Here is a 24,987-nt window from a genome sequence, read left to right on the forward strand (position 1 = left end):
AATTCTTTCTCTAATATTTGCCTTTTCTTCCTCTCTTAAAGCTTTTTGTAGTTTCTCTATTTGTTGGGAATTGAGATAGTTTTTAGCTGGCATTTTTGTAGAGATTGACTAAACTCATTTTTTATGATACCCTATTTAAAGGCACAACGGCTTACAAAACTTATCCCTAGTTGCCCGAGTTTATATTTATGAAAACCAGCTATCAAACAACCGTCATCTCTGAGATGTTCAGATGAGTATTATAACATTTTAAAAATGGTTAATAAACTATCATATTAATTATTTTTGTAGTTCTTTTAATGAGCGATCAGTTACATATTTGGTTGCTGTCGGCGTCTTATATCCTCCCCGAAGTGACACAATAGGGATCGTGAAAGCAAACACAAGAGCATTTTTTCGGCACACTATATGTAGGATGCTTGCGTAAGTCCTGACCTAAATACTTCTCTCGTAGATAAGTCAATACTTCTTCCTTCTACGTCGCAATTCCCTATTACCAATTCCCTTAATTCACGATGCGGAAGTCACAGATATATGGATAGCTGTTTTTTCCTTTTTCCTGGTTCGTCCCAATTCCCTACGATCAATTCAAATACTTAGCTTATGAGAGCAAAATCTGCTTGCGTAAAAACAGCCGGCGTGGCTGGCCGAACAGCCAACAAGTCCAATTCCAATCCACCTGTTGCAACCGATAGCCGGCTTGATAGTACAACTGTCGCGCCGCGTGATTATTTTCCAGAACGTGGAGGTAAATCTCAGAAAATCCCCATTCTCTGGCTGTCTCCTCGCAGTTGCTGAGCAATTGTCGAGCAACTCCCTGCCGCCGGTACTCCGGGTGAACGGCTAAATTCGACAAATAAGGATACTCAGAACTCGGGATTTGCCAAAGAAAGCGAGAACGCAGAGCCATTTCTACTGTTCCTGCCATGCGCTGATCTCGGTGCGATCTATAATTCTGGGTTCCCTCCTCGCGCGAGACTAGCTCAGCAACCAGACAAATGTAATGTTCTGCCTTAGAACGCAGTCGATTTTTTAAATCTTCATAAATGCCCAAACGCAACACCGGATACACCCATTCTACAAACCCCTGGCGGGAGTGAAAGCTCATGGCCAAAATATCAGCTAGCTGGGTCAAGTCGTTCGGCGCAGCCACCCGGATCGAAAAACCAGAAAGTCCGGGAGTTTGTTGTTCGTGAGAGGGTGAGGAAAAAAAGGAAGGATTCACAATGCCAGGCCACTATATTAATTTTTCTACGCGGGTTTCTAAGCTGCCCTCTTAGAAAGTTCACTGATGTTATACTGATCTTATAACGTAACTTATAGGCATGGTTTATTAGCAAGATTAAATTACATTCTTTTTGCTTGACTTTAAGTAGTCTTATGATGTAAATTGGAATTTTTCAGGTTTCAAACTCTAGTTATGACCAAATAAAAGCTATCCCCTAATACTAGATTTGTGGCTCGGCTACTTGGCATTTAAATTGAAGCTCGATCGCTGGTAGGAGATCCCAGGCCACAAGAGTTTAAGTAAACACTAGCTTACCAATTAAATGCGCGATAGCTTAGCGGGAAAGGTATTAAAAACAATCAAAAAGGTTTTAAGGTCAGGTTCCCGGCGGAATTCTATCCCTCTTTGCTTGCGGAAATACCCGATCGAATATAATTTATCCCTCAAGGGGTAATTGAAAAACTCCACGACTGGCTAGACTAAAACCGGGCGCGATCGCGCGTCGGATGTTCACCGCCGGCCTGGCAACCCAGCTTTCAGCAGTACTGGGCAATCGATCGCGCGTCCCCGATCGAACCGACCGATGCCTGTTGCGGCAGGGGGTACTCTCCCAACCGTCCAATTTAAATTTGGATGCCGGGAAACAGTCTGCGGGGGTTTTCCCCCGTCGGCTCGATATTGTGCTGCGATACTCTGCGCTGCGCGCGATCGAGACATTCAAAACCTCGATCGAGCTGATTGACCCCGCCCAAAAACCGATACAACCTCCCGACACTCGTCGTGGAGAGATCAAAATTTTAGACCCTAGTTCAAGCTCCCCGATTCATCTGTGGAGTAAATCTAAAATCTAAATCGACTGACCGGTTTCCACAGAGTACATCCCTAGCTAAGATTAACAGATGGATGCTCTGGCTTGCGGTGTTCCGCCGCAGTAATTGGCTTGTCGAAGGTCTGCAGGAGGCACAAAAAATGCCGCGATCGGGAAAAAAAGTGCAAGTCTAACTAAAATGGTACAGCAATTGCGTCACTCCCACAGACTGCTCTGTTGTCTGTGGGCCACCCCCGAATATCAGTCAGGGGCTTGGCGCCGGATTGCGACCTGTATCCTTGGCTGAGTGTTAAAGTTGCTGTTACCTGTGCGGAAAAACACAGGCGAAGATGTTGGTTGTCTATTGTATCGTGCTGCGGGCAGCTTTCACATACCAAATAAAACAGGCCCAGGAGCCAGAATAAAACATCAATTTGGCAAATCAACTCACAATCAGGACGGTTATTCCTATGTATTCTAAGATATCCAGACGGCAGTTAAAAGTGCCCGATTCGTGTTGGCTCTCGTGCTGCATAGATTTAAGGGTTCAGAAAAGTTTTTGGGAGAGGAGTTTATGTGAATATCATTAAATAATAAAATTGGGGTGCACGATAGATAACTGTGGCTCAGAAGAATTCCGAATTACAAACCCAGACATCAAAAATCAAGGTTGATGCTTGCCTCGGCACACTCACAAAAACTTCAGGTCCACGAATTATTGTGATACCATTTTCCCAAAATAATGGCACTGTCGGCAAACTCCCAACTCTTATTTCATAAGTCATTACCAATCGAAAATCGAAAATCGAAAATGGTATGACTTGAGCAATTGAAATCGGTGAATTCTTCCTTTCATCAGACTTATTAAATCGAACTGCCCCGGGGCACAGGAGAACGGTGCATGAATTCCCAAGAAAATCCTAAGCTAAAAATTCTGATCGTCGATGACGAACCGGATAACCTCGACTTGCTTTACCGCACCTTCCATCGAGACTACAAAGTGCTCAGAGCCGAATCTGGCCCCGCTGCCCTCGAAATTTTGGCAAAACAGGGAGAAGTTGCGGTGATTATCTCCGACCAGCGAATGCCAAAAATGAGCGGTACGGAGTTTCTCAGCCTGACGGCGGCTCAATACCCCGACGTGATCCGAATTATTTTAACTGGCTATACGGATGTTGAAGATTTAGTTGAAGCTATTAACGCTGGCAAAGTATTCAAATACGTTACCAAGCCTTGGGATGCTCAAGAACTCATAAATCTTGTCAGTCAAGCTGTTGAGACTCACAATCTTCTGAAAACGCGCACCAATGAACTGCGCAGGGCTTTGAGCCAAGAATCGCTGCTGTATGCGGTTACCAATACTATCCGATCGGCTCCCAATTACCAGCAAATGCTGCAAAGAATTGTGGAAAGCGTCGGGCAGATGTTTGAGGTGAGTTGCTGTCTGCTGCGGCCGTTCCAAGACGGCCGGGTGGCGGATGAGTGGTTCGTTTACCAGAAGGCCGAAACTCAAGGGTTGGGCGGCGATGAGGAAGTCACGCCCGCAGATGCTTCTGCCGCCGAACTATCCCCGGATTTGCTGCCGAATTTGGTTTGGGAAACTCGGGATGTAGAGGTGATTCAAGATGCCCAAACTGACGATCGAGTTTTAAACTGGGATAATCAACAGCGAAAGCAGGCTTACCAAGCTGCGAATATTCGATCGAGCTTGATCGTACCGCTGTTTTACAAAGTCGAACTGATGGCAGTCTTGGCGCTGCACCAGTTCGATCGACCGCGCCAGTGGCAAGACCACGAGGTACAGTTGGTAATAACGGTGGCCGACCAAGCGGCTTTGGCGCTTTCTCAAGCCCGGGCTTACGAACAGGTGCGGGCGCTGGCTAAGCGCGAAGCCTTAGTCAATACTATTACTACGGCAATTCGATCGAGTCTCGATCCCCAAAATATTTTTGCAGCAATTACTCAACAGCTTGGCCAAGCTTTGCAAGTTGACGGCTGCGCCCTATCTCTGTGGACAGAAGATGATGAATACGTCCAATGCGTGGGGCTATACGACGCAAAGAGAGATACCGTGACTGTAGAACAGGGTTTTAACGATCCAGAGGGAGTTGCTAACCCTCTTGGCCATGAGACGAGTTCTGCGGATGCTGCTAATAAAGCTCGCGGCTGGGTTTTTGCCCATCCTTCCCTACCCCAGTCTTTGGTGCCGATTCGGGGCAATCCGGTGTTGCTGCAAGTTATGGTATCAAAAGAGCCGGTGGCGATCGAAGACCTCCACGAACACCCCGAGTTAAATGTTACAGAACTGCAAGTTCGATCGCCAGCCCGCGCCCTGTTAGTCGTTCCCTTGCTCTCAGAAGGCAAAATCATCGGCAGCATTTCCCTGCGCCAAAGTCGAAGCATCCGCCGCTGGAACATCTCTGACATTGACCTGGCTCAAATAGTGGCAACTCAAGCTGCTCTGGCCGTGCAGCAATCGCGCCTCTACCAGACTACCAGACAGCAGGCAGAAAGGCTTCTGGAAGCCGATCGGCTCAAAACCGAGTTTTTCCAAAATATCTCCCACGAGTTCCGCACACCTCTAACTCTAACTATCGGCCCTCTGGAATCAGCTTGCAGGCGCCAAGAAGACTTGCCCTACGAACAAGCAGTAATCGCTTTGCGCAATTCCCGCCGCCTCCTGCGCTTGGTAAATCAACTGCTGGACTTGCAGCGGCTCGATGCCGGACGGATGCAGCCGAGTTTTCGCCCCTGCGATTTGGTCGGTTTCTGTTACTCTACCGCAGAGTCGTTTCGCGCTTACTGCGAGAAAAAAGGACTGCACTTAATTACCCAACTGCAAGAATGTCCTTTACTTTATTTGGACCTTGAAAGATTTGACAAAGTTATTTACAACCTGCTATCTAATGCTGTCAAATTCACCCCAGAAGGCGGAAATATCACCCTGAAAGTTGAATCAGCCGGCGCTCACTGCTTGTTGCAAGTAAAAGACACCGGTATCGGCATTCGCACCGAACAAATTCCCTATTTATTCGAGCGCTTTCACCAAGCCGAAGGTTCTGCCAGCCGTTCCTACGAAGGCAGCGGTTTAGGTTTGGCACTTGTCAAAGAATTAGTCGAACTCCACGGCGGTCAAGTTTCCGTTGAGTCAGTTTACGGCGAAGGTACTACTTTTACCGTTTGGCTGCACTTCGGTTCGACTCACTTGCCCCCGGAACAGGTACTAGAAATACCTGCGGAGTTTCACTCATCCAAAGCTGCGGTGGAACTTGCAGATGTGGAGGCGGATTTGTCGGAAAGTGAGGCAGAAAATTATAACTTTGAGGCGCTAGAACCGGTTAGATCGGAAACAGCAGTGGGAACGGTTTTGGTGGTTGACGACAATCCCGATTTGCGCTTTTATGTGTCGGCAATTTTGCGAGATTCCGGCTTTGCAGTTTTGCTCGCCCGCAACGGAGAAGAAGGATTTGCCGTGGCAAAAAAACGCCACCCTAATTTAATTATAACGGATTTGATGATGCCTTTGATCTCGGGCTTGGATTTGATTCGGATGATTCGAGAGGATGAGGAATTGCAGGGAACTCCGGCAATTTTGCTGACTGCTAAAGCCGACGAGGATACTCGAATTGAAGGAGTAGAACGGGGTGCTGATGCTTATTTGTCCAAGCCTTTTAACGATCGCGAATTGTTGGCGGAAGTGCGGAATTTGCTCGCCCTCAAACAAAACGAGCGCCGAGTGCAGCAGTTGAACAGTTATTTAACTGAGTCGGTGCTGCGCCGATTTTTGCCGCCGTCGATGGTGAAGGCCGCAGCGGCTGGAGATTTGGCTTTGGATTTGCGCCCGGAACCGCGATTGATTACTATTCTGTTTAGCGATATTGTCGGTTTTACGGAAATGTCAAATACGCTGCGCTCGCGCCGGGTAGCTGAGCTTTTGAATGAATATTTGGCGGCAATGACTAAGGCTATTTTTGACAGCGGCGGTACGGTGGACAAGTTTGTCGGAGATGCGGTAATGGCTTTCTTTGGCGCGCCCGAGGAACTAACGCCTAACGAGCAAGTACGCCGCGCTGTAGCTGCTGCTAGCCAAATGCTGCAAGCTTTGAAGGAGCTTAACAAGGGCTGGTTGGAGCAGGGAATTGTTGGGGACAATGGGGTACTTCCGGTGCGGTTTCGCTGCGGAATTCACCAGGGTACTGCCGTGGTGGGGATGTTTGGCGGTCCCGACCGATCGGATTATACTGCGATCGGGCCGAGCGTGAATATTGCCGCCCGCCTGCAAGAGGTGGCGCAACCAAACACTGTGCTAATTTCGGCTGCGGTTGCAGATTATGTTGAGGAAAATCGAATTGTTAAATATAAGCCATTGAAACTAAAAGGAATCGATGAAACAGTATTGACTTTTCTCCTGAATTGTGATTAGTTATTAGTTGTTTGTTAAGTATTATATATTGACATCCCACACACAATCTCCGAAACAACCTATTCGTAAATACAGCAGATTTCAACTAAGTGAAGTACATTCACCCCACCCGCCCTATCGGGCGCCCTCATCAAACTTCGGGGAGGGTTGGGGAGGGGTGTACTCCATTTAGATGCAAAGCGCTGTATCAAATCCGGCAGCATCGTTTTGGTAAAATCCAGTCAACAGTCAACAGTCAACAATTACGGACGCTGCAACCGGACTCGATCTAATTCATCTGCGTTAATCTGTGTTTATCTGCCCTCATTTGCGGTAAAAAAAATATAATTTCTCGAACCGCTGATGACAAGGGATTGACGCAGATGAGGGCAGATGCAGAGAAGAGATATATGAATAATTCCGCTTCTAATAGATTTGATATCAATTGTTTAATCTTTAATCTTTAATCTAAAATCGGCTCACCAAAGTTCAAGATTCCACATGGCGGTTGTAGAGTAAAGTCTAAAATCTAAAATCTAAAATCTAAAATCTAAAATCTACAATTGACTGACCTTCCTTGCTTCCATCTATCAAAAGAGGGAAATTTTTTAACCCTTCGTCGGCGGATAATCTCTCTCTAGAGAACGGTTCAGCCGAGCGCTCTGATCGAGTAGAAATAGAATGTCATATCTGATTGTGTATTGTATGAAACTGAATTCTTTTACGAAACGGCTTTCGACTGTCGGGCGCTGGATGGCTGCAACTGTGCTTTGCGTGTCAGCGATGGCCTTCGTGTGGTCTGGTGCGTTTTTCTCGAACACCGCAGCAATGGCCTCTCCTGCTGTAAACTCGATGGCAGCAGATCCAGATGCGGGCGATAAGGTTCAAGAAAAAGCCAGCAAAGATGCTGGACGAGCCAAGAACTTCATCCGAGATACAGAAGAGAAGGTTAAGGAAACTGCCAAGACAAATGCTGCTAAAGTCGATCGAGCATCGGAGGATGGTAGTGTCGTAGAGCGCAAAGCTAAGAAAGATGCGGCCACAATTGAGAAAAGAGCATCGGAAGATTCAGCTCGGACTCAGGAAGCAGTAGATAATACCAAAAATGCTGTAGAGCGCGCTGTTGACAGCATCAAGGATGTTTTTAGCAATTAGAAAATAAATAAGTAGGTAAGTGCAAAGGCCTTGTCTACTTAAGTAAGCGGGCATGAATAAACTGATGTGAGGGGGCGGGTTTTGACCTGCAAGAAGTCGGATAGCAAGAGTTACTTGCACTCACCCGCCCACCATATCTTATGGTTTTGTCGCTCTTGTCTGCTTACTTGAAACTGAAAAATTGATGTAGCTTAAGCAAAATCTCTAGAGGGTTTGTAGAACCGACCCCAAACCATGCTTTAAAATTGCCGCAAAAAGCGCAAGTCGCTAGCATAAACCCGGCGAATGTCGTCGATTTCATAAAGTACCATTGCGAACCGCTCGACCCCAAAACCGGCCGCAAACCCAGTATATTTTTCAGGGTCTAAACCCACTCCTTTAAGAACATTAGGATCGACAGTTCCGCAGCCCAAAACTTCCAGCCATTTGCCGTTCCACTGCAAATCTACTTCGGCAGAAGGCTCTGTAAACGGAAAGTAACTCGTGCGGAAACGAATCGGCAAATCTTGCCCGAACATTTGCCGCAAAAACTCTTTTATTGTGCCTTTCAAGTCAGTAAATGTCAGACCTTCATCACATAGAGCAGATTCCACGCTTATGAAGTACAACCGCCTATCGTTCGAGCCCCGTAGGGAGACGGCGAAAGCCTTTGTCCCTACACTTCATGAACCTGGATTATGCTGTATGTAACTAAAACCATTATTTTAATTGCAGGTCAATATAGCAAAAAAATCGATTTGTATTCCAAAATCAGACGTTAAACAATTTCAAGCCTGCACTTAAGTCAAGTAATTGTTATAAAATTTTATTTTTTGTTACAGTCGCCCATGAACTTGGCAACAAACTGAGAGCCGGGACGATCGTACAATCATCTGGAGTGGCAACTCGATCCAGCCGCCCGCGGTCATTCAGAATTGTATGTATCAACTTAGTAACTATGAGAATCAAGGTCATCAACCCAAATACAAATGTCAGCATGACTGAAAAGATTGGTGCGGCTGCCGTTGCTGTTGCCAGCCCGGGAACAGAAATTGTTGCCTGCAATCCGGTTTCAGGTCCGACTGCGATCGAAGGACACTACGACGAAGCCATGAGTGTAGTAGGGGTTCTAGAAGAAATTTCTAAAGGGGAGGCGGCAGGAATTGATGGGTACGTGATTGCTTGCTTTGGAGACCCGGGGCTACTGGCAGCACGGGAGTTGGCAAAAGGTCCGGTGTTGGGAATTGCGGAGGCGGCTATGCACGCTGCCAGTTTTATCTCCACTGGGTTTTCTATTGTCACCACCTTAGAGAGGACACGGGTGATTGCTCAACATTTGGTGGATAACTATGGAATGACCCGGCTTTGTCATAAGGTGCGGGCGATCGACTTACCCGTATTAAGTTTAGAAACCCCCCAGGCAAAAACGGCAATTTTACAAGAGTGCCGCTTGGCACTGGAAGAAGACCATTGTGGGGCGATCGTACTGGGTTGTGGTGGCATGGCTGATTTACCAACTCAGTTAAGTCAGGAATTGGGAATTCCCGTCATTGATGGGGTCAGTGCGGCAGTCAAACTTGTGGAAGCCCTGGTGGGTTTGGGACTGGGAACCAGCAAGGTGGGTGATTTGGCGTATCCAAACTCTAAATCCTAACTTAGGAATACTTCGTTAATTCAGTGATTCAATTCAGATTAATGAAGAAGAATTCAGGAGTTAGAATTCATGCGCTCCCGAATGATATTGTTTCCGCGCTTCATCGGAATCATACATAATTTTTCGAGTTGCAGTGCGAGTGGGACGCTCGCTATAAGAAGTAGCGCTCGATCGCGATCTGCTTGCACGCTTATCATTCCGATGCCACCGGATTTGATATGACTCCTGACTCCTGAATTCTTTCTTTTTAAAATTGCCGCAAAAAGCGCAAATCGCTAGCATAAACCCGGCGAATGTCGTCGATTTCATAAAGTACCATTGCGAACCGCTCGACACCAAAACCGGCCGCAAACCCAGTATATTTTTCAGGGTCTAAACCGACTCCTTTAAGAACGTTAGGATCGACAGTGCCGCAGCCCAAAACTTCCAGCCATTTGCCGTTCCACTGCAAATCTACTTCGGCAGAAGGTTCCGTAAACGGAAAGTAACTGGTGCGGAACCGAATCGGCAAATCTTGCCCGAACATTTGCCGCAAAAACTCTTTAATCGTGCCTTTCAAGTCAGTAAATGTCAGACCTTCATCAATTGCTAAAAGTTCAATTTGGTGAAAGACTGCCGCGTGAGTAGCATCAACAGTATCGCGGCGGTAAACGCGGCCGGGAGAGACAATCCGAATCGGCGGTTTGTGCTGTTCCATGTAGCGAATTTGCACCGATGATGTCTGAGTCCGCAGCAAGTCACCTCCGGGCAAGTAAAATGTATCTTGCATATCCCGCGCTGGGTGGTCGGGCGGGGTGTTCAGCGCCTCGAAGTTATAATAATCTGTTTCCATTTCCGGGCCGTTGGCGACGGTGTATCCGAGGCCCACAAAGATATCGAGAGCGCGGTCTATGACGGCGTTTAAGGGGTGAACGCGGCCTTGGGGGCGAAAAATCCCCGGCATGGTGACATCGATGGTTTCTGAGGCTAATTTGGTTTGGATTTGGGCGGTTTGGAGGGCGGCGCGCTTGTCTTCTAAATCGGCTTGCAGGGCTTCTTTGACTGTATTGGCGATCGCACCTACTTTGGGCCGCTGGTCTGGCGACAGTTTACCCATCATGCCTAAAATTTGAGAGAGTTGGCCTTTTTTGCCGAGGTAGCCGACGCGCAACTGTTCGAGTTGTTCGAGGGTATTGGCAGTGGCGATCGCACTTTTTGACTCTTGACCGAGGGTTTCTAGTTGAGTTTCAATGTCGCTTAGCTGGACAGTCATTTTGATTTTAGATTTTAGATTTTAGATTTTAGATTGATGGCAGTTTTGAGCCAAGTTGAGTTTAGCGCAATTTTGGCTCGACAGTCTTGTAGATTTTAGATTTTAGATTTTAGATTTTAGATTTTCGGCAGTTACGGATAATTTGTAATAGGTAATTCGATGTTAGAGCGATCGCCCTAGTTGAATTTAGTTTAGTATTGTTATAAGGCCTATAAAAATTTCAATGAAACTTTTAATTAGCAACGACGACGGCATCTTTGCACAAGGCATCCGCAGCCTCGCCAACGCTCTCGCCGTCGCCGGTCACGACGTGAGCGTAGTTTGTCCCGACAGAGAGCGATCCGCTACCGGTCACGGCCTCACCCTGCACCAACCCATCCGCGCCGAAATTGTCGAATCTATTTTTGATCCCGCAGTCCAAGCTTGGGCTTGTTCGGGAACTCCCGCCGACTGCGTGAAACTCGCTTTGTGGGCTTTACTTGACAAACCGCCGGATTTTGTCCTTTCCGGCGTCAACCACGGGCCCAATTTAGGCACGGACATCATCTGTTCGGGCACGGTTTCGGCAGCAATGGAAGGAATTATGGAAGGCATTCCCAGCATTGCTTTCAGCCTCGCGAGCTATACTTCGCAGGAATTTGGACCGGCGGTGGATTTCGCTGTTACCTTGCTGGCACAGTTGGAAAAACAGCCAATGCCCAAACCGGTGCTGTTGAATGTCAACATACCAGCAGTCACACAAGCAGAAATTACCGGAGTTGCGATCGCCCGTCAAGGCATTCGCCGCTATTTCGACATATTTCAAAAGCGCACCGATCCGCGCGGCAAAACTTATTATTGGCTAGCTGGGGAATTGTTAGAAGATATAGAAGAGATCCCCGATTCGGCGCTGTCGCATGATATTCCTACGGACGTACAAGCTATTCGCGACAACAGAATAACGGTTACTCCGTTGCAATACAATCTCACCTGTACTCCCGACTTGCACTCGTTGCGGGATTGGCAATTTGAAGGTTTTCCAAAGCAATGAGCTGCGATCGACCCGATCCGAGCGGTAAACTAGGAATTAAGGAAAAGTGCCTCTTCAGGTCTATACCTTAGGCGTTAACACAGGCTCCCAATTAGTTGTTGGTTTTTTTTTATTCAAGAAAAACAGTTATGAACGCTCCCACCTATAACACTCATTCTGTCACTTGCCCGATATGCAACCGTTCCAGCGTCGTAGGCCCAGTCGGGATGGTTAGCGGACTATTCACTTGTCCTCACTGCCATTCTCATTTAGTAATTAGCTGGAGCGGTCATTTTGTGCGCGATCCTTTTTGTCTCAAACAACTGACGGTGGGAAAGATGCTCAGGCGCGAGAGCAGGCCGCTAGCTCGCATTCAGCGCGATTTTGGGCTGGGCAAGCATTTTCCGCTGATTGCAATTTTGGGGAGTATGGTATTTTTGGGATGTGCGATCGCCGCTACGGAACAATCGCTGCCCCGACAGAATTCATTTCAAGGATTTTTAGAGTGGGTGAGCGGAACTGACAATTCTCAAGATGCCTCGCGTTAACATTTCTTAACTGAAATTTTGACAGATACTCCGTGCAAATATCTATTCCTTTAGGTATAAATCACAATATTTTAGCAATTGCACCAACCAATCTTGAGCTGCGGGTAAGGACTTAGGCGCCATGCCCAAAGTGTGTCGCCAAAAACGCCCAAACCCCAGTAAGGCAGGGGGTTTAACCCCTGCCTTAAAGCTCAAGTCCGGTGTACCTAAGTATTAGAACGGTGTTTCGGCTTAAGTTGACACAGATTACATCGCTCAATTTTAAAACTCAGCAATTTTTCTAACTGCTGCTTCCAAAATTGCTGGCGACTCGACTAAGGCAAATCGCACGTAGCCTTCTCCTGATTTCCCGAAACCGGCACCGGGGGAAGCTGCGACTCCTGTACTCTGTACTAGCTGAGTGCAAAATTTCACGGAATCTTGGGCCCAAGGTTGCGGCAGTTTCGCCCAGACGTACATGGTGGCAGGGGGTACGGGGACTTGCCAGCCGATGCCCAGCAGCGCGTTTACAAAGGCATCCCGCCGTTTTCTGAAGGTTTCTACGCTTGTTCTGACGGTATCTTGAGGGCCAGTTAAAGCTGCGATCGCTCCGTTCAAAATCCCTCGGTATTGGTTGAAGTCCACTGCGGCTTTTACCTGTCGCAGCGCTGCAATTAGTTCGGAATTGCCGATCGCGTATCCGACTCGAAAACCTCCCATACTGTAAGATTTGGATAGTGTAAAAAACTCGATCGCCACACTCTTATCTCGATCGGCCTGAAAAATTGACGGCGCCATCAATTTGCGGTTTTCCTCGCTCCCAGTCGCCTCAATTGCAGAATTGCGATCGTCAAATACCAAATCCACATAAGGGAAATCGTGAACTAAAACTAGCCGGTGTTCGCGACAAAAAGCCACGGCTTTCTCAAAAAAAGCAACAGGTGCGATCGCAGTTGTAGGATTGTGAGGATAGCTCAAAACCATCATCTTCGATTGAGCCAACACTGCTGTCGGAATATCTTCAAATATCGGCAAAAACGCATTTTCTGCTAATATAGGCATCGGATAAATTTGACCGCCGGCCAAATGCACGCCGCCCGCGTGGGAAGGATAGCCCGGATCGAGCAGCAAAGCAAAATCTCCGGGGTTGAGTACAGCTAAAGGCAGGTGCGCCGTGCCTTCTTGGGAACCAATTAACGGCAGCACTTCGGTTTCTGGATTTACTGAAATCCCAAATTTTTTCTCGTACCAAATAGCTGCGGCTTCCCGGAAAGATTTCGTCCCGTTAAACAGCAAATAGCCGTGGGTGCTGGTGTCCGACAGAGAATGTGCGATCGCATCTGTAATGTGAGCAGCGGTCGGCAAATCCGAAGAACCCAGAGACAAGTCAATCACATTCTGCCCCGCTGCTCTAGCTTGAGCTTTTGCCCGATCCATATCGGCAAATACATTAAATTGCAGTGGCTCTAAACGTTTGGCAAATTGCATATTTTTTGTAACTATTTGGGATTTTAAGGAATCTTTTTATATTGATTATTTATTTTTTTGCTATAGCCTTTTTATTTGCTTTGTGAATGTCTTTTTAATAACCACAGAGAGCGCAGAGAGCGCAGATTCTGAGACCAACATTGAGAAAAAAAGAGAGATGTAAAAAAAATTGCGATTGCTAGAATTGTGAGTTGGGAGTTGGAAACTCCCCAATCATTTCCAAACTTTATAAGTTAGCGTCGAGCAAACCGATCAAAGTTTGTTTAGTAATAGCTCCCTCGTGAGAAAGCACTACTTCGGCATTTTTAAACAGCCTGAGAGCTGGGACTCCTTCTACTTTATACTGCTTGACAGTATTAGGATTGGGGTCAATTTCCATTTTAACCACTTTCAGCCGATCGCTGTAGTTAGCCGCTACCCAGTCTACCGAAGGCGCGGTCAGTCTGCAAGGCCCGCACCAAGTAGCCCAAAAATAGGCAAGCACTGGTTGCTCTGCTTCCAGGACTTGTGTTTCAAAGTTTTCGTCGTTAATGACAATTACACTGTTGCTCATGGTTCTGCGATTATTTTTTCTATTTATTTCTAAAGCACCGGCTCGGTAAAACTTGTACCAACTGACAAGACAGGCCCAAAAAACTGTTACTAATTTTAAAACATTCTGCGAATTATTGAGTGCGAACTCAGGATTGGGAACTGATGGCTAATTCTTTATGGCGTTTAATTCCACTGTTGTCGGCGTCTGGTAGCGTGCAGATGGCGATCGACCAATGGCTACTGGAACAGCATCTAGCGGGCAAAAATCCCCCAACTCTGCGATTTTACACTTGGCAACCGGCGGCGATATCCTTGGGCTACCACCAGCGCAGGTGGCCGGAGTTTTGGCAGGAGTTGTTTTGGCAGGGAATGCCTGTGGAGTTGGTGAGGAGACCCAGCGGCGGGCGCGCCGTGTTGCACCAAGGCGATTTAACTTATGCAGTTGTGGCGTCGGGATTTGGAAGCAGCCGTATGAAAGCTTATCAGACTATTTGCGAGTTTTTGATTGAGGGTTGGAGGGCGATGGGTTTGGATTTGCACTACGGGGAAGCTGGAAGGGGTTATATTCACAATCCGAATTGTTTTGGTACTGCGACGGGTGCGGATTTAGTTACACTTGATGGCCACAAATTAATTGGTAGCGCGCAATTGCGACGGGGTGATGCTATTTTGCAGCACGGTTCGATGCGTTTGCAGCTAGATGTTAAATTGTTTTATCAAGTGTTTGGGGAGGAATTAATTCCTGTGAAATTACCTCTATCTTCAAATGGGAATGATTTGATTGCAACTGTAATTGATGTTTTGAGTGCGGCCGCTTGTCGCTGTTTTGAAATTGATTTGGAAGTGCAGCCGCTTTCGGATCGGGAATGGCAGGATATAGCAGATTTTGAAGGAAGAAGGAAGAAGGAAAATATATTAGATACTAGATACCTAACTTCTTGAAAAAGTCGGGTATCTCGCTAAAATCGCCAATCTAAAATCGGAAAACTCATCTATGGCTGCTGCTCAATTTCAACGATCGGCTCTTTGGCAATCTCGCCCCATGTCACTGAATCCAGCAAGCTTTTCCAATCAGCAGCTAATTCTGCATCGTTAGGATTAGCGCGACGAGCGGCAGCTAGGGTGCTGAGGGCATCTTGCCAAATCCCATTTTCAGCATAAATAACCGTTTTCTGGCGCGGATCTGCCTTCTCTAATTGACTGCGGATATCTGCACTCAGTTCAACTCGACGCACAATACCGCTTTCGATCTGATCGCTCGATCGGTCTTGAGCGTCGCAAATCACTGTAAAATTCCAACGGTAACTTTTGCCTGCTTCCAAGGGCGGCACATTTTTGTCAGCAGGGATACTAACGCCGATCACCCCTGATAAAGTGCTAATTCTGACATCCTGTTTATAAATCTGGTTGCCGCTTTGATCTTTTAGGATAAACTCGGCTACTTCTGCCTCTGTTGGAGGCAAGTAGAACAAGAATGTTGGATAGTCGGAAACAGTTCGTCCGATCTTATTTTTAGGCACTAAGGCTGTGAGACGTAGCTGACTAATGCTCCCGCAGCCACCGCGCACAGGGGGGATCGGTTGAGTGGGGGGCCCGTCTATATCTTCACGGGGCGGAATGAAGCGCGGCCCTCCCGATTCAGTGTCTGGCTTGCCCCCGTTGTTGGGAATCGGCAGTCCCACAACTGCTAATTGGGAAGCATCAAGTGTTGCTATCAATACTATTGAGCCAACTGATATCAGATTGATGAGAAACTTAGTAATTTTTTTCATATTAACTCCATGAATTTTTAGGGAGAAATTGTGTCTTTTTATTTCTGTTTTATTCCCAAAATCCGGTAGACATTAACTTTTTCTTCCCTCCCTTTTAACGGTAAAGCTCCCCAAGATTCTACTTCAAATTTACCTTCCAGATGGAGTAATGTTTCTTGTGCAATCAAGATCCGGCAAGTGTCCTCTTGCCGATCCTTTTCGCAGCTTTCGAGCCGAGAGGCAATATTTACGCTGTCGCCGATCACTCCATATTCTAAACGGGTTGAGCCTCCCAGACTACCCACCATAACAGGCCCTGTAAAGATGCCTACTCGCATTTTTGCGGCCGGTAAACCGCGAGCGAGCCAATTTTGATTCATTTGTGGCAAGCGCGAACTTATAGCTAGAGCGCAAGATACGGCGAGGCGAGCATCTCCTGCAATTTCTTCTGGAGTGGTGCGGGGAATGGGTACGCCAAATACTGCCAGCATTCCATCTCCGGTAAATTTATTAATCACGCCTTGATGTGCTTGGACTTCTTGGGCCATTGCTGATAAATACTCATTTAACCAACTCATTACTACTTCGGGCGGTAGTTTTTCGGAGATTGTACTAAAACCCTGCAAGTCGGTGAGTACGATCGTAGCAGTAACTTTTTGGCCCGGCAATAACCCTGATTCGAGCAGATGGACCCGTTCTTTCCACAGGGCATTTGCGATCGCCGGTGAAGTTTGTTGTCCTAATAATTTCATCACAATCCCTTGCTGTTGCCTCGACTGCTCGTATTTATACGTGATTGTGACTCCTGCGGTGATTAAAAGTGCCTGGGCTGGAGCGATTAGAGGTATCCACCCCTGTTGCATGAAGAGGAAAAAGGTGAATCCGAATAATGAGCCGCAAGCTGCGATCGCACTTCCCATCAAATTCAGCGATTTTTCTAACCGCCAAGCTAAACAGCCGCCCACTGCACTCCAAACAGCGATCCAGAGAATTTCTTGCCATTCGTCCCAATACCAAAATAGCCCTTTGCCGTCTAAAACTGCACTGAGAATTTGGCTGGTGGCCGTGGCGTGAATTAATACCCCAGGAATCAGGCGGTTTCCGCTTGCAGTAGCACTGTAAGGGCTGGAGAATAAATCTCTGACAGTTCGGGCTGTAACGCCTATTAACACTATTTTACCCTTCACCAATTTAGGATCAACTTTTCGATCCAAAACTTGAGTTAGTGTCACGCTCTTTGCTATATTTTCAGCAGAGCGGTAATTGAGTAAGACTTGATAGCCTTGGGCATTAATTTTTTGATAACCTCCTGAGTCCGATCGCAATTTTGAAAATACTGTTTTATTAGCCTGAATTTCTTGTTTTTTTGTCAATTGAGAATCTATTTTTTTGCTATCCAAATAGGCAAAAGCTAGCCGCATTGAAAATGAAGCCAGTGTCGTTTTACCATCGTCAGCAAACATCAAATTACGACGCACTCTACCATCGGAATCGAGGACTAAATCGTTAAACCCTATCCGATTTTTTGGTATATGGGGAGGTGGCGGAGCTCGATCGTACTCTGAGTTGCCGATGAAGGTAATGGGGATTACTTTGGGATTTTTTAACTGAGTTACTAATTCTGGATTCCCCGGTTCGTAGGGGATATCGCGAATTATATCGATGCCAATAGCTGTGGGTTCTAGACGCGCTATTTCGGCGATCGCTTTTGCTAAAACGCGATCGGAAATTGGCCATTTCTTAAAAGCATGAATGTCCTGTTCTGTGATTGTCACTACCAGCAACCTAGGGTCAGGACCCGCATCGGGCCGCAACTGCACCATGAGGTCGTAAGCCTTTAATTCTAGTGGCTGCAACCAGCCTAAATGTCGCACTCCCAATAGAGTTCCCGTCACGGCAATGCAGGTAATAATCAGAGGTTGCAAGTCAGCGAAGGGGAAGGAATGAGTTAAGTTTTTCCAACTCCAGCCTCTATCCTTCACATGATGATGAAATTGATGCAAAAATTTGGGCATATTGATAATTATTTTTTCAACTTTCCTTGAAAAAATGCACCCCTCTTAACTTATCAAATCAAACAATTTGGGATTTTTGATTTGAGATCGTGGAATTGGATTTTACATGGTCTGCACAGATGAATCCGGGGGTTCTTCTTGTTTTAATTCCAAATCCCAAATCCCAAATCCCAAATTGTTTGACTAATGCCAAATTTTTAGTTTTCTTGTGCGGTTTTGGCGATCGCACTTAACTGCAATCCCTGCGGATAACTGTTTTCTTCTTTGCTGCGCTTGATGTCGGCGATTGAAATCTGCGGTTTGAGGTATTTTGCCAAAACTTTAACCACGTCACCCCGATCGATCGTCCCTGCTACTGAACCAATCGGCGAGAGGACGATGATTCGGGAAAGTTGACGGGCTTCCATGCTGTTAATTACTTCTGCGATGGATGCTTTTTCGGAAACTGTGGGGGTTTTTTGGAGGGGTTTCAAAATGTTGTGCAAAGTTTGAAGTTGCCACTGACTGCGTTCAGTGAAGCGGATATCGTCGATCGACACTAAGCCCAAATCCCGGCCGTTGGTCGCAGCAATGTAAAATGGAAACGGATTGACTTCTAACAAATATCGATCGGCAAATTCTCGCAGAGTCAAATCTGCATCTACAACTCGAAACTCGCGACTCATCGCATCGCTGGCTTTAATTTTGAGCAGGGCTTCTTGCAGTGAAGTAAATCGGCTATAAGCAGTGGCATTGCGAATGCCAAACCAGCCGATCAGCGCAATCCACAAACCGTCGTAATCGCGCGCTAACAAGCATAAACTCAGACCCAAGGCAACGCCCAGCCAACCTAAAACTTGTCCTGTTTTTGCCGCCCAGCGAACGCCGACAAATCGAGAGCCGGTGATTTTCCAAATAGCTGCTTTTAAAACTTGTCCTCCATCCAAAGGCAGACCGGGAATTAAGTTAAATAATCCCAAAACGAGATTGATTAGTGCTACCCTTTCGGTGACAATTGCTAGCAAACTTTTCGGGGGAAGAACTTGAGAACCCAAACCGAGGATTAAAAACAGCGCAAAGCTGACGAAAGGGCCTGCCATGGCTACTTGAAAAGCTTGACCGGGAGTTTTTGATTCTGAGTCGATCGAAGCTACTCCGCCAAATAAAAATAGGGTAATAGAATTAACTTTAATGCCTTGTGATATGGCAGCCAAACTGTGTCCGAGTTCGTGCAAGAGTACGGAAGCAAACAGCAGCAGAGCTATTGCCAACCCCGCACTCCAGGAGAGCGCAGGCCCCCACAGGCGGTAACTACTGGCGTATTCGCGGGTTGCTAAGGCTAAAATTATAAACCACGAGTAATCTATAAGTAGGGGGATGCCAAATAAAGAGCCGATTCGCCAACCTGTCTGCATGAAGTTTCCTGGGAAAGGAGAGCAAGAAAGAGTTTCTATTATATCTTTTCTTCCCCTTGCCTTTGCCTTTCCCCTGATTTTTACAGAACTCCGGCGTTACCTAAGCCCAAGATTACTCCAGCTCCGAGCAAGTGGCCGAAGCTGGTTGTTGCTAGCAATTCTGGTATGCCGAAGCCTTTGAACATTCCAGGCACTTGAACGGGTAAAGCTGGGCCCTTGCCTCGGTGTTGCTTGGAGATGCCGTAGTAGCCGATCGCGATCGCCAGCAAATTGCATAAAATCATTGTCAGTCCTACCAGTGGCGACCACTCCGGCGTTGAGGGAACGGTAGATTGTACGGCTAACAGCAAAGATGAGTCCATCATGTTTTTATCTCCTGATTTCACAGATAAATTGATTTCCAAGATTATAAAAAGCGGTTTGCATTAAACTAAGATTTGTTTTAATAGTTAACAATTCGTTGATATTTTGATACAAATTCGGAACCGAGGAGGAAGAGTGCGGGTTAAAATTTGCGGAATCACTAAATTAGACCAAGGAATTGCGATCGCCCGCTTGGGAGCCCAGGCTTTGGGGTTTATCTGCGTGCCGGCTTCCCCCCGCTATGTCAGCCCAGAAACTATTCGCGTCATTGTCGAGCAATTGCCGGAAAATGTCGATCGCATCGGCGTTTTTGCGAACACCACAATAAAAAACATCTGTCAAGTAGCTGCAGAGTCAAATTTAAGCGGGGTGCAGTTACACGGAGATGAAACGCCGGAATATTGCGATCGGCTGCGGGAGTTTTTGCCGGGAATTGAAATTATAAAAGCTTTGAGAGTTAAGACTCCTGAAACTCTAGAGACTGCGGCTGTTTACGCTGTTCGTGTCGATACTTTACTGCTAGATGCTTACCATCCAGAGCAATTGGGCGGTACTGGAAAAACGATCGACTGGATGATGTTATCAAAGTTTAGACCGCAGTGTCCTTGGCTGCTGGCGGGCGGTTTAACAGCGGATAATGTTTTAAATGCAATTGATAGCGCGATCGGCAATAACTTCAGCGGTGTTGACCTTTCTAGTGGCGTAGAAATAGCGCCAGGAGATAAAGATTTGACCAAAGTTGCTCAGTTGTTCGCTCTCATTAAGTCAACTTGCTAATCATTGATAAGTGGCAATACAAAATTCGCGCTTTTTATGCGATTCATTGTTTAGTCTGCCTGAGCGAAGCCTGCCGTAGGTTAGGCAGACTTCGTTTGTATAGTAGCGGTTGCAACCGCAGTTTATGCCGTTTATTCTTTTATCGACGGATCTCAAAAGTGCGATCGCCCTCCGGGTCTTCGTATTCCAAAACTAACGCACTAACCGTAGCACCGGTGGGGCCGCCGCGGCACCAGCTAATAATTCCTTCAACAGCTTTTTTATCGCCTTCAAAGACAGCTTCGACGCGGCCGTCGGGGAGATTTCTCACCCAGCCGCTGAGGCCGAAATACTTTGCTTGATTCATCGTTGAATATCGGTATCCTACTCCTTGAACTAATCCCGAAACAAAAACACGGACTCTGACAAGCTGCGATGATTGGTTTTGCATAAACGGGTCAACTTACTGCGAACATCTCTTGGAAAATTTTAAGGATCAGTTTGATTATGTTAAATTTTAGTGCGATTCCCTTCGGGATAGCTGCGCTTCACGCGCTGCCGGGATTCCTGATACGTCGCGTCACCCTGGCTTTTTCAACTATTCCCGATTTCACTGATTGGCTGGTTGCAGCTATGCTCGCGCTGGTTTACACTTCGATCGCTCTTTCCGTGGGTTTTTGGTCGGGATTTCTGAAAGTAGACGTGCAAACCTCTCGGCGTACAATTGTGGGAGTGCTTCTTGGCTGTTTGTTAAGTCCGGGCATCACCGAGGAATTATTGTTCCGCGTGTTAATGCTGCCGCACCCGTTCGAGAATGCTTCTGGGTTAATCCTGTGGTTTTGGGGATGCACGAGTTTGGCGGTTTTTGTAGTTTACCACCCGCTGAACGCGCTGACTTTTTACCCGGTTGGTCGATCGACCTTTATGAATCCAGTGTTTTTGCTGCTGGCGGCAATCTTGGGAGTTGCGTGCTCCATCGCATACCTGCAAAGCGGTTCTATCTGGCCTGCGGTGGCCGTTCACTGGCTGGCAGTGACAGCCTGGCTGCTGCTACTGGGCGGTTACAGGAGGCTGTATGGTTAAATGTAAAAAGTTCAGTATAACTATTTTGTTGGGAGGATCTCAGTTGTGGCTATCATAGGAGCGATCGTAGGTTTTTTGGCAGGCATAGCAGTTGCTTACTGGTTGGTAGAAAAGCGGTTAAACAAGCAAAAGCAAGAATACTTGCAGCAAACTCGCAGAATTACTGAGGAAATAGAATTAGCTCAGATGTCTCGGGTGCAACAAGCTGTCGAAACTCAGCAAGGAGAACGGGAAAATCAGCTTAGAAAAGCTACTATCGAACACGAAAATTTACTCAGACAAGTTACTACCCAATACGAAAATCAGCTCAAACAAGTTGCGAATCAATACGAAACCAGGCTCAAACAAGTTCAGGCAGAACGCGACAGTCAGCTTCAACAAGTTGCTGGCGCAGACGAGCACGAGCTGCGGCGACAAATCAGCGAGGAATTAGAAGCTGCTAACAATGCTAGGATGCAGCAAAATATACAATCTCTGCAAGCAGAACACGAACATCATTTACTTAGAGTTGCTGACGAATTGCATCTAAATTATCAAGCTCAGATGGAACAACATTTGCAAAACCTGCAAAATGAACACGAAATTCGCTTGAGGCAAACTGCTGAGGAATATGAGAACCGCGAGGTTGAGATGCAGTTAAATATGCAGGCTTTGCAAGAGCAATACGAGAGTCAGTTGCAAGCCGCTAACGAGCAGTTGAAAGCTCACGAAGCTCAGATGCAAGCTACTATCAGGTCTTTGCAAGAGCAGTACGAGAGTAATGTACAACCACCAGAAGTCCCGGAGGAGCAGTTCAGTCAGTTAAATCCCACAGAATTTGGAGAATATTTACCACAACAAGAAGTTTGGCAGGAACAGTCAAGTGAGTTAAATCAAACAGAATTTGAAGAAGAGTTAAATTACACAGATTTTTCCGAACCACAATCAATTGATTTACCTCAACCAGTAGCTGAACAACAGCTTCCAATTGCCAGACAAGCACCAAGCTATTCCCTACCGCAGTTGATGGGATGTGTTCAAAGTCAGGACAAAGAAACTCGCAAGTTTGCAGCGTCTGCTTTAGGTAAAATGGCTGCTGCTAATGCTCTGAGAACCGAAGGTCAGCGAGCAATAGAAACATTGGGGAAATTAGCTCAAGATATTCACCCGGAGGTGCGCGGAGCCGCTGTGGAAGCACTAGCAATGATTAAGTCGGAAAAAGTGATTCCGCTGTTGCAAAAAGCTTTGCGAGATATAGATAGCGGTGTGGCTAAATCGGCAAGTGCTGCGCTCAATAAGTTTAAGTTTTATCCGCGCACTCCGGCCGCTAAGCCCAAAACTGTCGATCTGAAGAAACCAAAGCGTTAAGTAGTTACTAGGATAAATATAGCAATTCTCAATTACCTACAAAGCAGGAGACAACAACGTTGTCTCCGGAGCATCTCAGCAGAGAGTAAAAAGCGTTTTTTTGGTGTGCGATCGTCCAGCCCAGCACAGTATATACATATAGCGAGCGTCCGGATCGCACGCATTTAAAAGCAAAGCTGAGATGCTCCCGTTGTGTCCTTAATATTATGTCCTTACCGAGGTGCTGTATGGTAATTAATTTCAATTACTACCACAAATATATAGTGAACACTTTGTAGGTTGGGTTGGGGAACGAAATCAAACTCAATTATCTGGGGGGGTGACAAAGAGGTCTACGAGATAGACTGTATAAGGGTTGCAGCCCGCATACCTTGTTGATAAAAGCGGCGTTTAGAAGGAGTTAACTTCATTAACTGTTCCACCTCCAAAGAATATTGTTCTAGATAATTAACCCACTTTTCTCCATCTAATCCAACACCAAATGTACTCCGTATTCGATATCTTTTTTTAGGTTCTTTGCGACAAGATACATATTTTTGTACCTGCTTTTTCTTCAGTTCAGTGCCTTGAAATATTGCCCAAGTGTACGCAAGTGTCATGAGCAGAATCATGTTAATTAGTCGGTTCCCTTTGAGGCTTGTTCCTTCAATATCATAGCCTCCTGTTTTACAGTCTCGGAACATTTCTTCAATGCCCATCCGCTGCTTATAAGCATTGATCGCTGCCGGCAATGACCCTAAATCTGTGAGTATAAACCACGCTTCATCAACCTTCCATCCCCCGTAGTTCCTTTTCCACTTACAAGCAAGATCAAATCCGGTCGCAGGTCGAGTTTTCCTCACTCTTTTATCTTGAAAATATAAAGAGGTTCCTGGTACTATTCCGAATTCATCTAACCGTTGCCAAACTAAATGTTCCGTTTCGACACAATGATTTTTTTTCAGTCTTAAACAAAAAGATACACCCTTTTCCCTCAGCCAGTTTCCCAAATCGACAGAACAAAATTCACGGTCTCCTAAAACGATGACTTTATATTCTGAAAATAATGGTAAAACTTGCTGTAAATTGGTTGGAGAGTGACTCGAAGTTACTGTTTCCCAATTTGGGCAACAGTGACCAGTATAATGGAATTGCTCTTCGCTCCCAGATCAGGCTAACCATAAAGAGATTAATGCGCCCCCATTGACTGCGGTCGATTGCAATTGATAAAGTTTGACCAACACGGCAATAAGTAATCAACCAATAAGTAATTAATGGGAACCAAATTAGTGAGATAGTTAAGTGAGGCAAATCGAGAAACCTTTGTAGTTTTCTACGCCGACTTTCTGTTGTAATTGGATAGGGAAATACCCGCGACAGCCGTTCTAATCTCACTTGTTTTTCTGATTGTATCAAGGGTAGCAAGATTCCAATCAGTTTAAATTGAGCTGAACTTAGTTGTTTTTTTAAATGAATGAGGTAGAATGTTGGTATCATTATTTTTGAGATAGGCAAGCGTGTAACAATTATGCTGCCTATCTTTTTTGAGCAGCGGATTGGCTCAATCCTTACAAAGGTATGGGTTTCAGGCTGGTTGTTACCCCCCCAGGGACATTGCATAAGCTCTGCGTTTTGTGAGGTGTCATTTTTGGGCGCTCGCACTCTCAATTCATCATACCATAATTCAGCAACGCCTGCTTTTGAAGCTGGGGTCGGTCTGACGCAAGACTATCCACGATGGCTTTGATGTCTTCACTTAGAGTCGGCAACTTGCTTTCCACTGGTTTTCGGCCTCTGGCCTTGAAGGCATCAATACAACTTAGCCCTGTTTCTAGCTCTCGTTGTCTTTTTCTGATGGTATCTCGACACCACCCCAGTTCTGTTTGAGCTTGGCGTTGACCTCCTGTCCCTAATTCTTGGACTATCTGGGCCATAAATCTTCGCCGCTGTGTACCTTTGAGCGTTTTCGCTGTTTGCCACAGACAAGCTTTGAGGGTTTCAGTTAGTTCTAGCACGTTGAGTTTTTTTGTGCGTTAGCCTTAATTTAGTTTACCCTCTCCGGGGACTGGAAGAGTTTATTTCTTGGATGTCCCTTAGTAGATCGGTGGGGAAATTCATAAGTATGTAACAAAATATTAAGTAGGGTGATGAGACTTAAATTTAATACGTTGTGTACGATAATTTCCGGGTCTTCTGGGTTTGAGGTGATAATAAAAACTAATTAGAAAAGCAAGCTAATAGTCGAGCTCGAAAATTGTCGAAA

General features: G+C 46.2%; 23 protein-coding genes. 10 read left to right on the forward strand and 13 right to left on the reverse strand.

What is annotated here, in order from left to right; all coding sequences use genetic code 11:
- Nucleotides 1-601: 601 nt before the first annotated feature.
- Nucleotides 602-1,225, reverse strand: a complete 624-nt coding sequence (locus QUA13_RS25675; RefSeq protein WP_333203080.1) for a GNAT family N-acetyltransferase — start codon at nt 1,223-1,225, stop codon at nt 602-604.
- Between the two features lie 509 nt (nt 1,226-1,734).
- On the opposite strand from QUA13_RS25675, the gene QUA13_RS25680 reads away from it, so the two are divergent.
- The 3 genes from QUA13_RS25680 to QUA13_RS25690 all read left to right on the forward strand — a co-directional run bounded on the left by QUA13_RS25680 (nt 1,735) and on the right by QUA13_RS25690 (nt 7,593).
- The gene (locus tag QUA13_RS25680) at nt 1,735-2,079 is read left to right on the forward strand and encodes a hypothetical protein (protein WP_333203082.1); all 345 of its coding nucleotides are present in this window, start codon (nt 1,735-1,737) and stop codon (nt 2,077-2,079) included.
- A gap of 858 nt (nt 2,080-2,937) precedes the next feature.
- Complete coding sequence (locus tag QUA13_RS25685; protein ID WP_333203084.1) at nt 2,938-6,459, forward strand: response regulator; 3,522 nt, start codon at nt 2,938-2,940, stop codon at nt 6,457-6,459.
- Nucleotides 6,460-7,143: 684 nt separating this feature from the next.
- A complete protein-coding gene (locus tag QUA13_RS25690) occupies nt 7,144-7,593 on the forward strand; it encodes a hypothetical protein (protein WP_333203086.1) in 450 nt (149 codons plus the stop codon).
- A 239-nt stretch (nt 7,594-7,832) separates the two neighbouring features.
- On the opposite strand, the gene QUA13_RS25695 is transcribed toward QUA13_RS25690, so the two are convergent.
- Nucleotides 7,833-8,201, reverse strand: a complete 369-nt coding sequence (locus QUA13_RS25695; RefSeq protein WP_333203088.1) for a tRNA ligase subunit PheS family protein — start codon at nt 8,199-8,201, stop codon at nt 7,833-7,835.
- A 187-nt stretch (nt 8,202-8,388) separates the two neighbouring features.
- Nucleotides 8,389-8,571, reverse strand: a complete 183-nt coding sequence (locus QUA13_RS25700) for a hypothetical protein (protein ID WP_333203090.1) — start codon at nt 8,569-8,571, stop codon at nt 8,389-8,391.
- Between QUA13_RS25700 and QUA13_RS25705 the strand changes: the two genes are divergently transcribed.
- A complete protein-coding gene (locus tag QUA13_RS25705) occupies nt 8,570-9,226 on the forward strand; it encodes an aspartate/glutamate racemase family protein (RefSeq protein WP_333203092.1) in 657 nt (218 codons plus the stop codon). The two genes, QUA13_RS25700 and QUA13_RS25705, sit on opposite strands and share 2 nt — an antisense overlap.
- A 247-nt stretch (nt 9,227-9,473) precedes the next feature.
- On the opposite strand, the gene pheS is transcribed toward QUA13_RS25705, so the two are convergent.
- Entirely contained in the window at nt 9,474-10,478 is a 1,005-nt protein-coding gene (gene pheS / locus QUA13_RS25710; protein WP_333203094.1) for a phenylalanine--tRNA ligase subunit alpha, read from the reverse strand.
- Nucleotides 10,479-10,701: 223 nt separating this feature from the next.
- On the opposite strand from pheS, the gene surE reads away from it, so the two are divergent.
- Nucleotides 10,702-11,508 (forward strand): 5'/3'-nucleotidase SurE, encoded by an 807-nt coding sequence (gene surE, locus QUA13_RS25715; protein WP_333203096.1) that lies wholly within the window; start codon nt 10,702-10,704, stop codon nt 11,506-11,508.
- 128 nt (nt 11,509-11,636) lie between these two features.
- Nucleotides 11,637-12,035, forward strand: a complete 399-nt coding sequence (locus QUA13_RS25720) for a hypothetical protein (RefSeq protein ID WP_172188566.1) — start codon at nt 11,637-11,639, stop codon at nt 12,033-12,035.
- Between the two features lie 261 nt (nt 12,036-12,296).
- Here the strand turns inward: QUA13_RS25720 and QUA13_RS25725 are convergent, their stop codons facing one another.
- Both QUA13_RS25725 and QUA13_RS25730 read right to left on the reverse strand, forming a co-directional pair.
- Nucleotides 12,297-13,502 (reverse strand): LL-diaminopimelate aminotransferase, encoded by a 1,206-nt coding sequence (locus tag QUA13_RS25725; protein ID WP_333203098.1) that lies wholly within the window; start codon nt 13,500-13,502, stop codon nt 12,297-12,299.
- A gap of 226 nt (nt 13,503-13,728) precedes the next feature.
- Entirely contained in the window at nt 13,729-14,055 is a 327-nt protein-coding gene (locus QUA13_RS25730; RefSeq protein WP_333203100.1) for a thioredoxin domain-containing protein, read from the reverse strand.
- Nucleotides 14,056-14,198: 143 nt separating this feature from the next.
- Here QUA13_RS25730 and QUA13_RS25735 point away from each other — a divergent pair, with 143 nt between their 5' ends.
- A complete protein-coding gene (locus tag QUA13_RS25735) occupies nt 14,199-14,978 on the forward strand; it encodes a biotin/lipoate A/B protein ligase family protein (RefSeq protein ID WP_333203102.1) in 780 nt (259 codons plus the stop codon).
- Nucleotides 14,979-15,028: 50 nt separating this feature from the next.
- Here the strand turns inward: QUA13_RS25735 and QUA13_RS25740 are convergent, their stop codons facing one another.
- From QUA13_RS25740 to psaK, 4 genes are all read right to left on the reverse strand, one after another.
- A complete protein-coding gene (locus QUA13_RS25740) occupies nt 15,029-15,808 on the reverse strand; it encodes a DUF928 domain-containing protein (RefSeq protein ID WP_333203104.1) in 780 nt (259 codons plus the stop codon).
- Nucleotides 15,809-15,846: 38 nt separating this feature from the next.
- Nucleotides 15,847-17,802, reverse strand: coding sequence for an adenylate/guanylate cyclase domain-containing protein (locus QUA13_RS25745; RefSeq protein WP_333203106.1), 1,956 nt, complete (start codon nt 17,800-17,802; stop codon nt 15,847-15,849).
- 197 nt (nt 17,803-17,999) lie between these two features.
- Nucleotides 18,000-19,196, reverse strand: coding sequence for a site-2 protease family protein (locus QUA13_RS25750; protein WP_333203107.1), 1,197 nt, complete (start codon nt 19,194-19,196; stop codon nt 18,000-18,002).
- An 80-nt stretch (nt 19,197-19,276) separates the two neighbouring features.
- The gene (psaK, locus tag QUA13_RS25755; protein WP_333203109.1) at nt 19,277-19,561 is read right to left on the reverse strand and encodes a photosystem I reaction center subunit PsaK; all 285 of its coding nucleotides are present in this window, start codon (nt 19,559-19,561) and stop codon (nt 19,277-19,279) included.
- Between the two features lie 133 nt (nt 19,562-19,694).
- Here psaK and QUA13_RS25760 point away from each other — a divergent pair, with 133 nt between their 5' ends.
- On the forward strand, nt 19,695-20,336 hold the full coding sequence (locus tag QUA13_RS25760) for a phosphoribosylanthranilate isomerase (RefSeq protein WP_333203111.1): 642 nt from the start codon (nt 19,695-19,697) through the stop codon (nt 20,334-20,336).
- A gap of 139 nt (nt 20,337-20,475) precedes the next feature.
- On the opposite strand, the gene QUA13_RS25765 is transcribed toward QUA13_RS25760, so the two are convergent.
- Nucleotides 20,476-20,766, reverse strand: coding sequence for an acylphosphatase (locus tag QUA13_RS25765; protein WP_333203112.1), 291 nt, complete (start codon nt 20,764-20,766; stop codon nt 20,476-20,478).
- Nucleotides 20,767-20,822: 56 nt separating this feature from the next.
- On the opposite strand from QUA13_RS25765, the gene QUA13_RS25770 reads away from it, so the two are divergent.
- Together QUA13_RS25770 and QUA13_RS25775 are read left to right on the forward strand one after the other, a co-directional pair.
- Nucleotides 20,823-21,398 (forward strand): CPBP family glutamic-type intramembrane protease, encoded by a 576-nt coding sequence (locus QUA13_RS25770; RefSeq protein WP_333203114.1) that lies wholly within the window; start codon nt 20,823-20,825, stop codon nt 21,396-21,398.
- Nucleotides 21,399-21,443: 45 nt separating this feature from the next.
- Complete coding sequence (locus tag QUA13_RS25775) at nt 21,444-22,745, forward strand: HEAT repeat domain-containing protein (protein ID WP_333203117.1); 1,302 nt, start codon at nt 21,444-21,446, stop codon at nt 22,743-22,745.
- A 332-nt stretch (nt 22,746-23,077) separates the two neighbouring features.
- On the opposite strand, the gene QUA13_RS25780 is transcribed toward QUA13_RS25775, so the two are convergent.
- Together QUA13_RS25780 and QUA13_RS25785 are read right to left on the reverse strand one after the other, a co-directional pair.
- Nucleotides 23,078-23,770, reverse strand: a complete 693-nt coding sequence (locus QUA13_RS25780) for a transposase (RefSeq protein ID WP_333203121.1) — start codon at nt 23,768-23,770, stop codon at nt 23,078-23,080.
- Between the two features lie 618 nt (nt 23,771-24,388).
- Complete coding sequence (locus tag QUA13_RS25785) at nt 24,389-24,739, reverse strand: hypothetical protein (protein WP_333203119.1); 351 nt, start codon at nt 24,737-24,739, stop codon at nt 24,389-24,391.
- Nucleotides 24,740-24,987: the final 248 nt, after the last annotated feature.

Origin of the sequence: Microcoleus sp. S28C3 (assembly GCF_036700785.1) — a bacterium.
Classification (GTDB): Bacteria; Cyanobacteriota; Cyanobacteriia; order Cyanobacteriales; family Microcoleaceae; genus Microcoleus; species Microcoleus asticus.

What these genes read in the sequence shown, in the direction of transcription:
- QUA13_RS25680 (WP_333203082.1), top strand. Translation starts at nt 1,735, where the DNA reads ATGTTCACCGCCGGCCTGGCAACCCAGCTTTCAGCAGTACTGGGCAAT.
- QUA13_RS25685 (WP_333203084.1), top strand. Translation starts at nt 2,938, where the DNA reads ATGAATTCCCAAGAAAATCCTAAGCTAAAAATTCTGATCGTCGATGAC.
- QUA13_RS25690 (WP_333203086.1), top strand. Translation starts at nt 7,144, where the DNA reads ATGAAACTGAATTCTTTTACGAAACGGCTTTCGACTGTCGGGCGCTGG.
- QUA13_RS25705 (WP_333203092.1), top strand. Translation starts at nt 8,570, where the DNA reads ATGACTGAAAAGATTGGTGCGGCTGCCGTTGCTGTTGCCAGCCCGGGA.
- QUA13_RS25700 (WP_333203090.1), bottom strand. Translation starts at nt 8,571, where the DNA reads ATGCTGACATTTGTATTTGGGTTGATGACCTTGATTCTCATAGTTACT.
- pheS (WP_333203094.1), bottom strand. Translation starts at nt 10,478, where the DNA reads ATGACTGTCCAGCTAAGCGACATTGAAACTCAACTAGAAACCCTCGGT.
- surE (WP_333203096.1), top strand. Translation starts at nt 10,702, where the DNA reads ATGAAACTTTTAATTAGCAACGACGACGGCATCTTTGCACAAGGCATC.
- QUA13_RS25720 (WP_172188566.1), top strand. Translation starts at nt 11,637, where the DNA reads ATGAACGCTCCCACCTATAACACTCATTCTGTCACTTGCCCGATATGC.
- QUA13_RS25725 (WP_333203098.1), bottom strand. Translation starts at nt 13,502, where the DNA reads ATGCAATTTGCCAAACGTTTAGAGCCACTGCAATTTAATGTATTTGCC.
- QUA13_RS25730 (WP_333203100.1), bottom strand. Translation starts at nt 14,055, where the DNA reads ATGAGCAACAGTGTAATTGTCATTAACGACGAAAACTTTGAAACACAA.
- QUA13_RS25735 (WP_333203102.1), top strand. Translation starts at nt 14,199, where the DNA reads ATGGCTAATTCTTTATGGCGTTTAATTCCACTGTTGTCGGCGTCTGGT.
- QUA13_RS25740 (WP_333203104.1), bottom strand. Translation starts at nt 15,808, where the DNA reads ATGAAAAAAATTACTAAGTTTCTCATCAATCTGATATCAGTTGGCTCA.
- QUA13_RS25745 (WP_333203106.1), bottom strand. Translation starts at nt 17,802, where the DNA reads ATGCCCAAATTTTTGCATCAATTTCATCATCATGTGAAGGATAGAGGC.
- QUA13_RS25750 (WP_333203107.1), bottom strand. Translation starts at nt 19,196, where the DNA reads ATGCAGACAGGTTGGCGAATCGGCTCTTTATTTGGCATCCCCCTACTT.
- psaK (WP_333203109.1), bottom strand. Translation starts at nt 19,561, where the DNA reads ATGATGGACTCATCTTTGCTGTTAGCCGTACAATCTACCGTTCCCTCA.
- QUA13_RS25765 (WP_333203112.1), bottom strand. Translation starts at nt 20,766, where the DNA reads ATGCAAAACCAATCATCGCAGCTTGTCAGAGTCCGTGTTTTTGTTTCG.
- QUA13_RS25770 (WP_333203114.1), top strand. Translation starts at nt 20,823, where the DNA reads ATGTTAAATTTTAGTGCGATTCCCTTCGGGATAGCTGCGCTTCACGCG.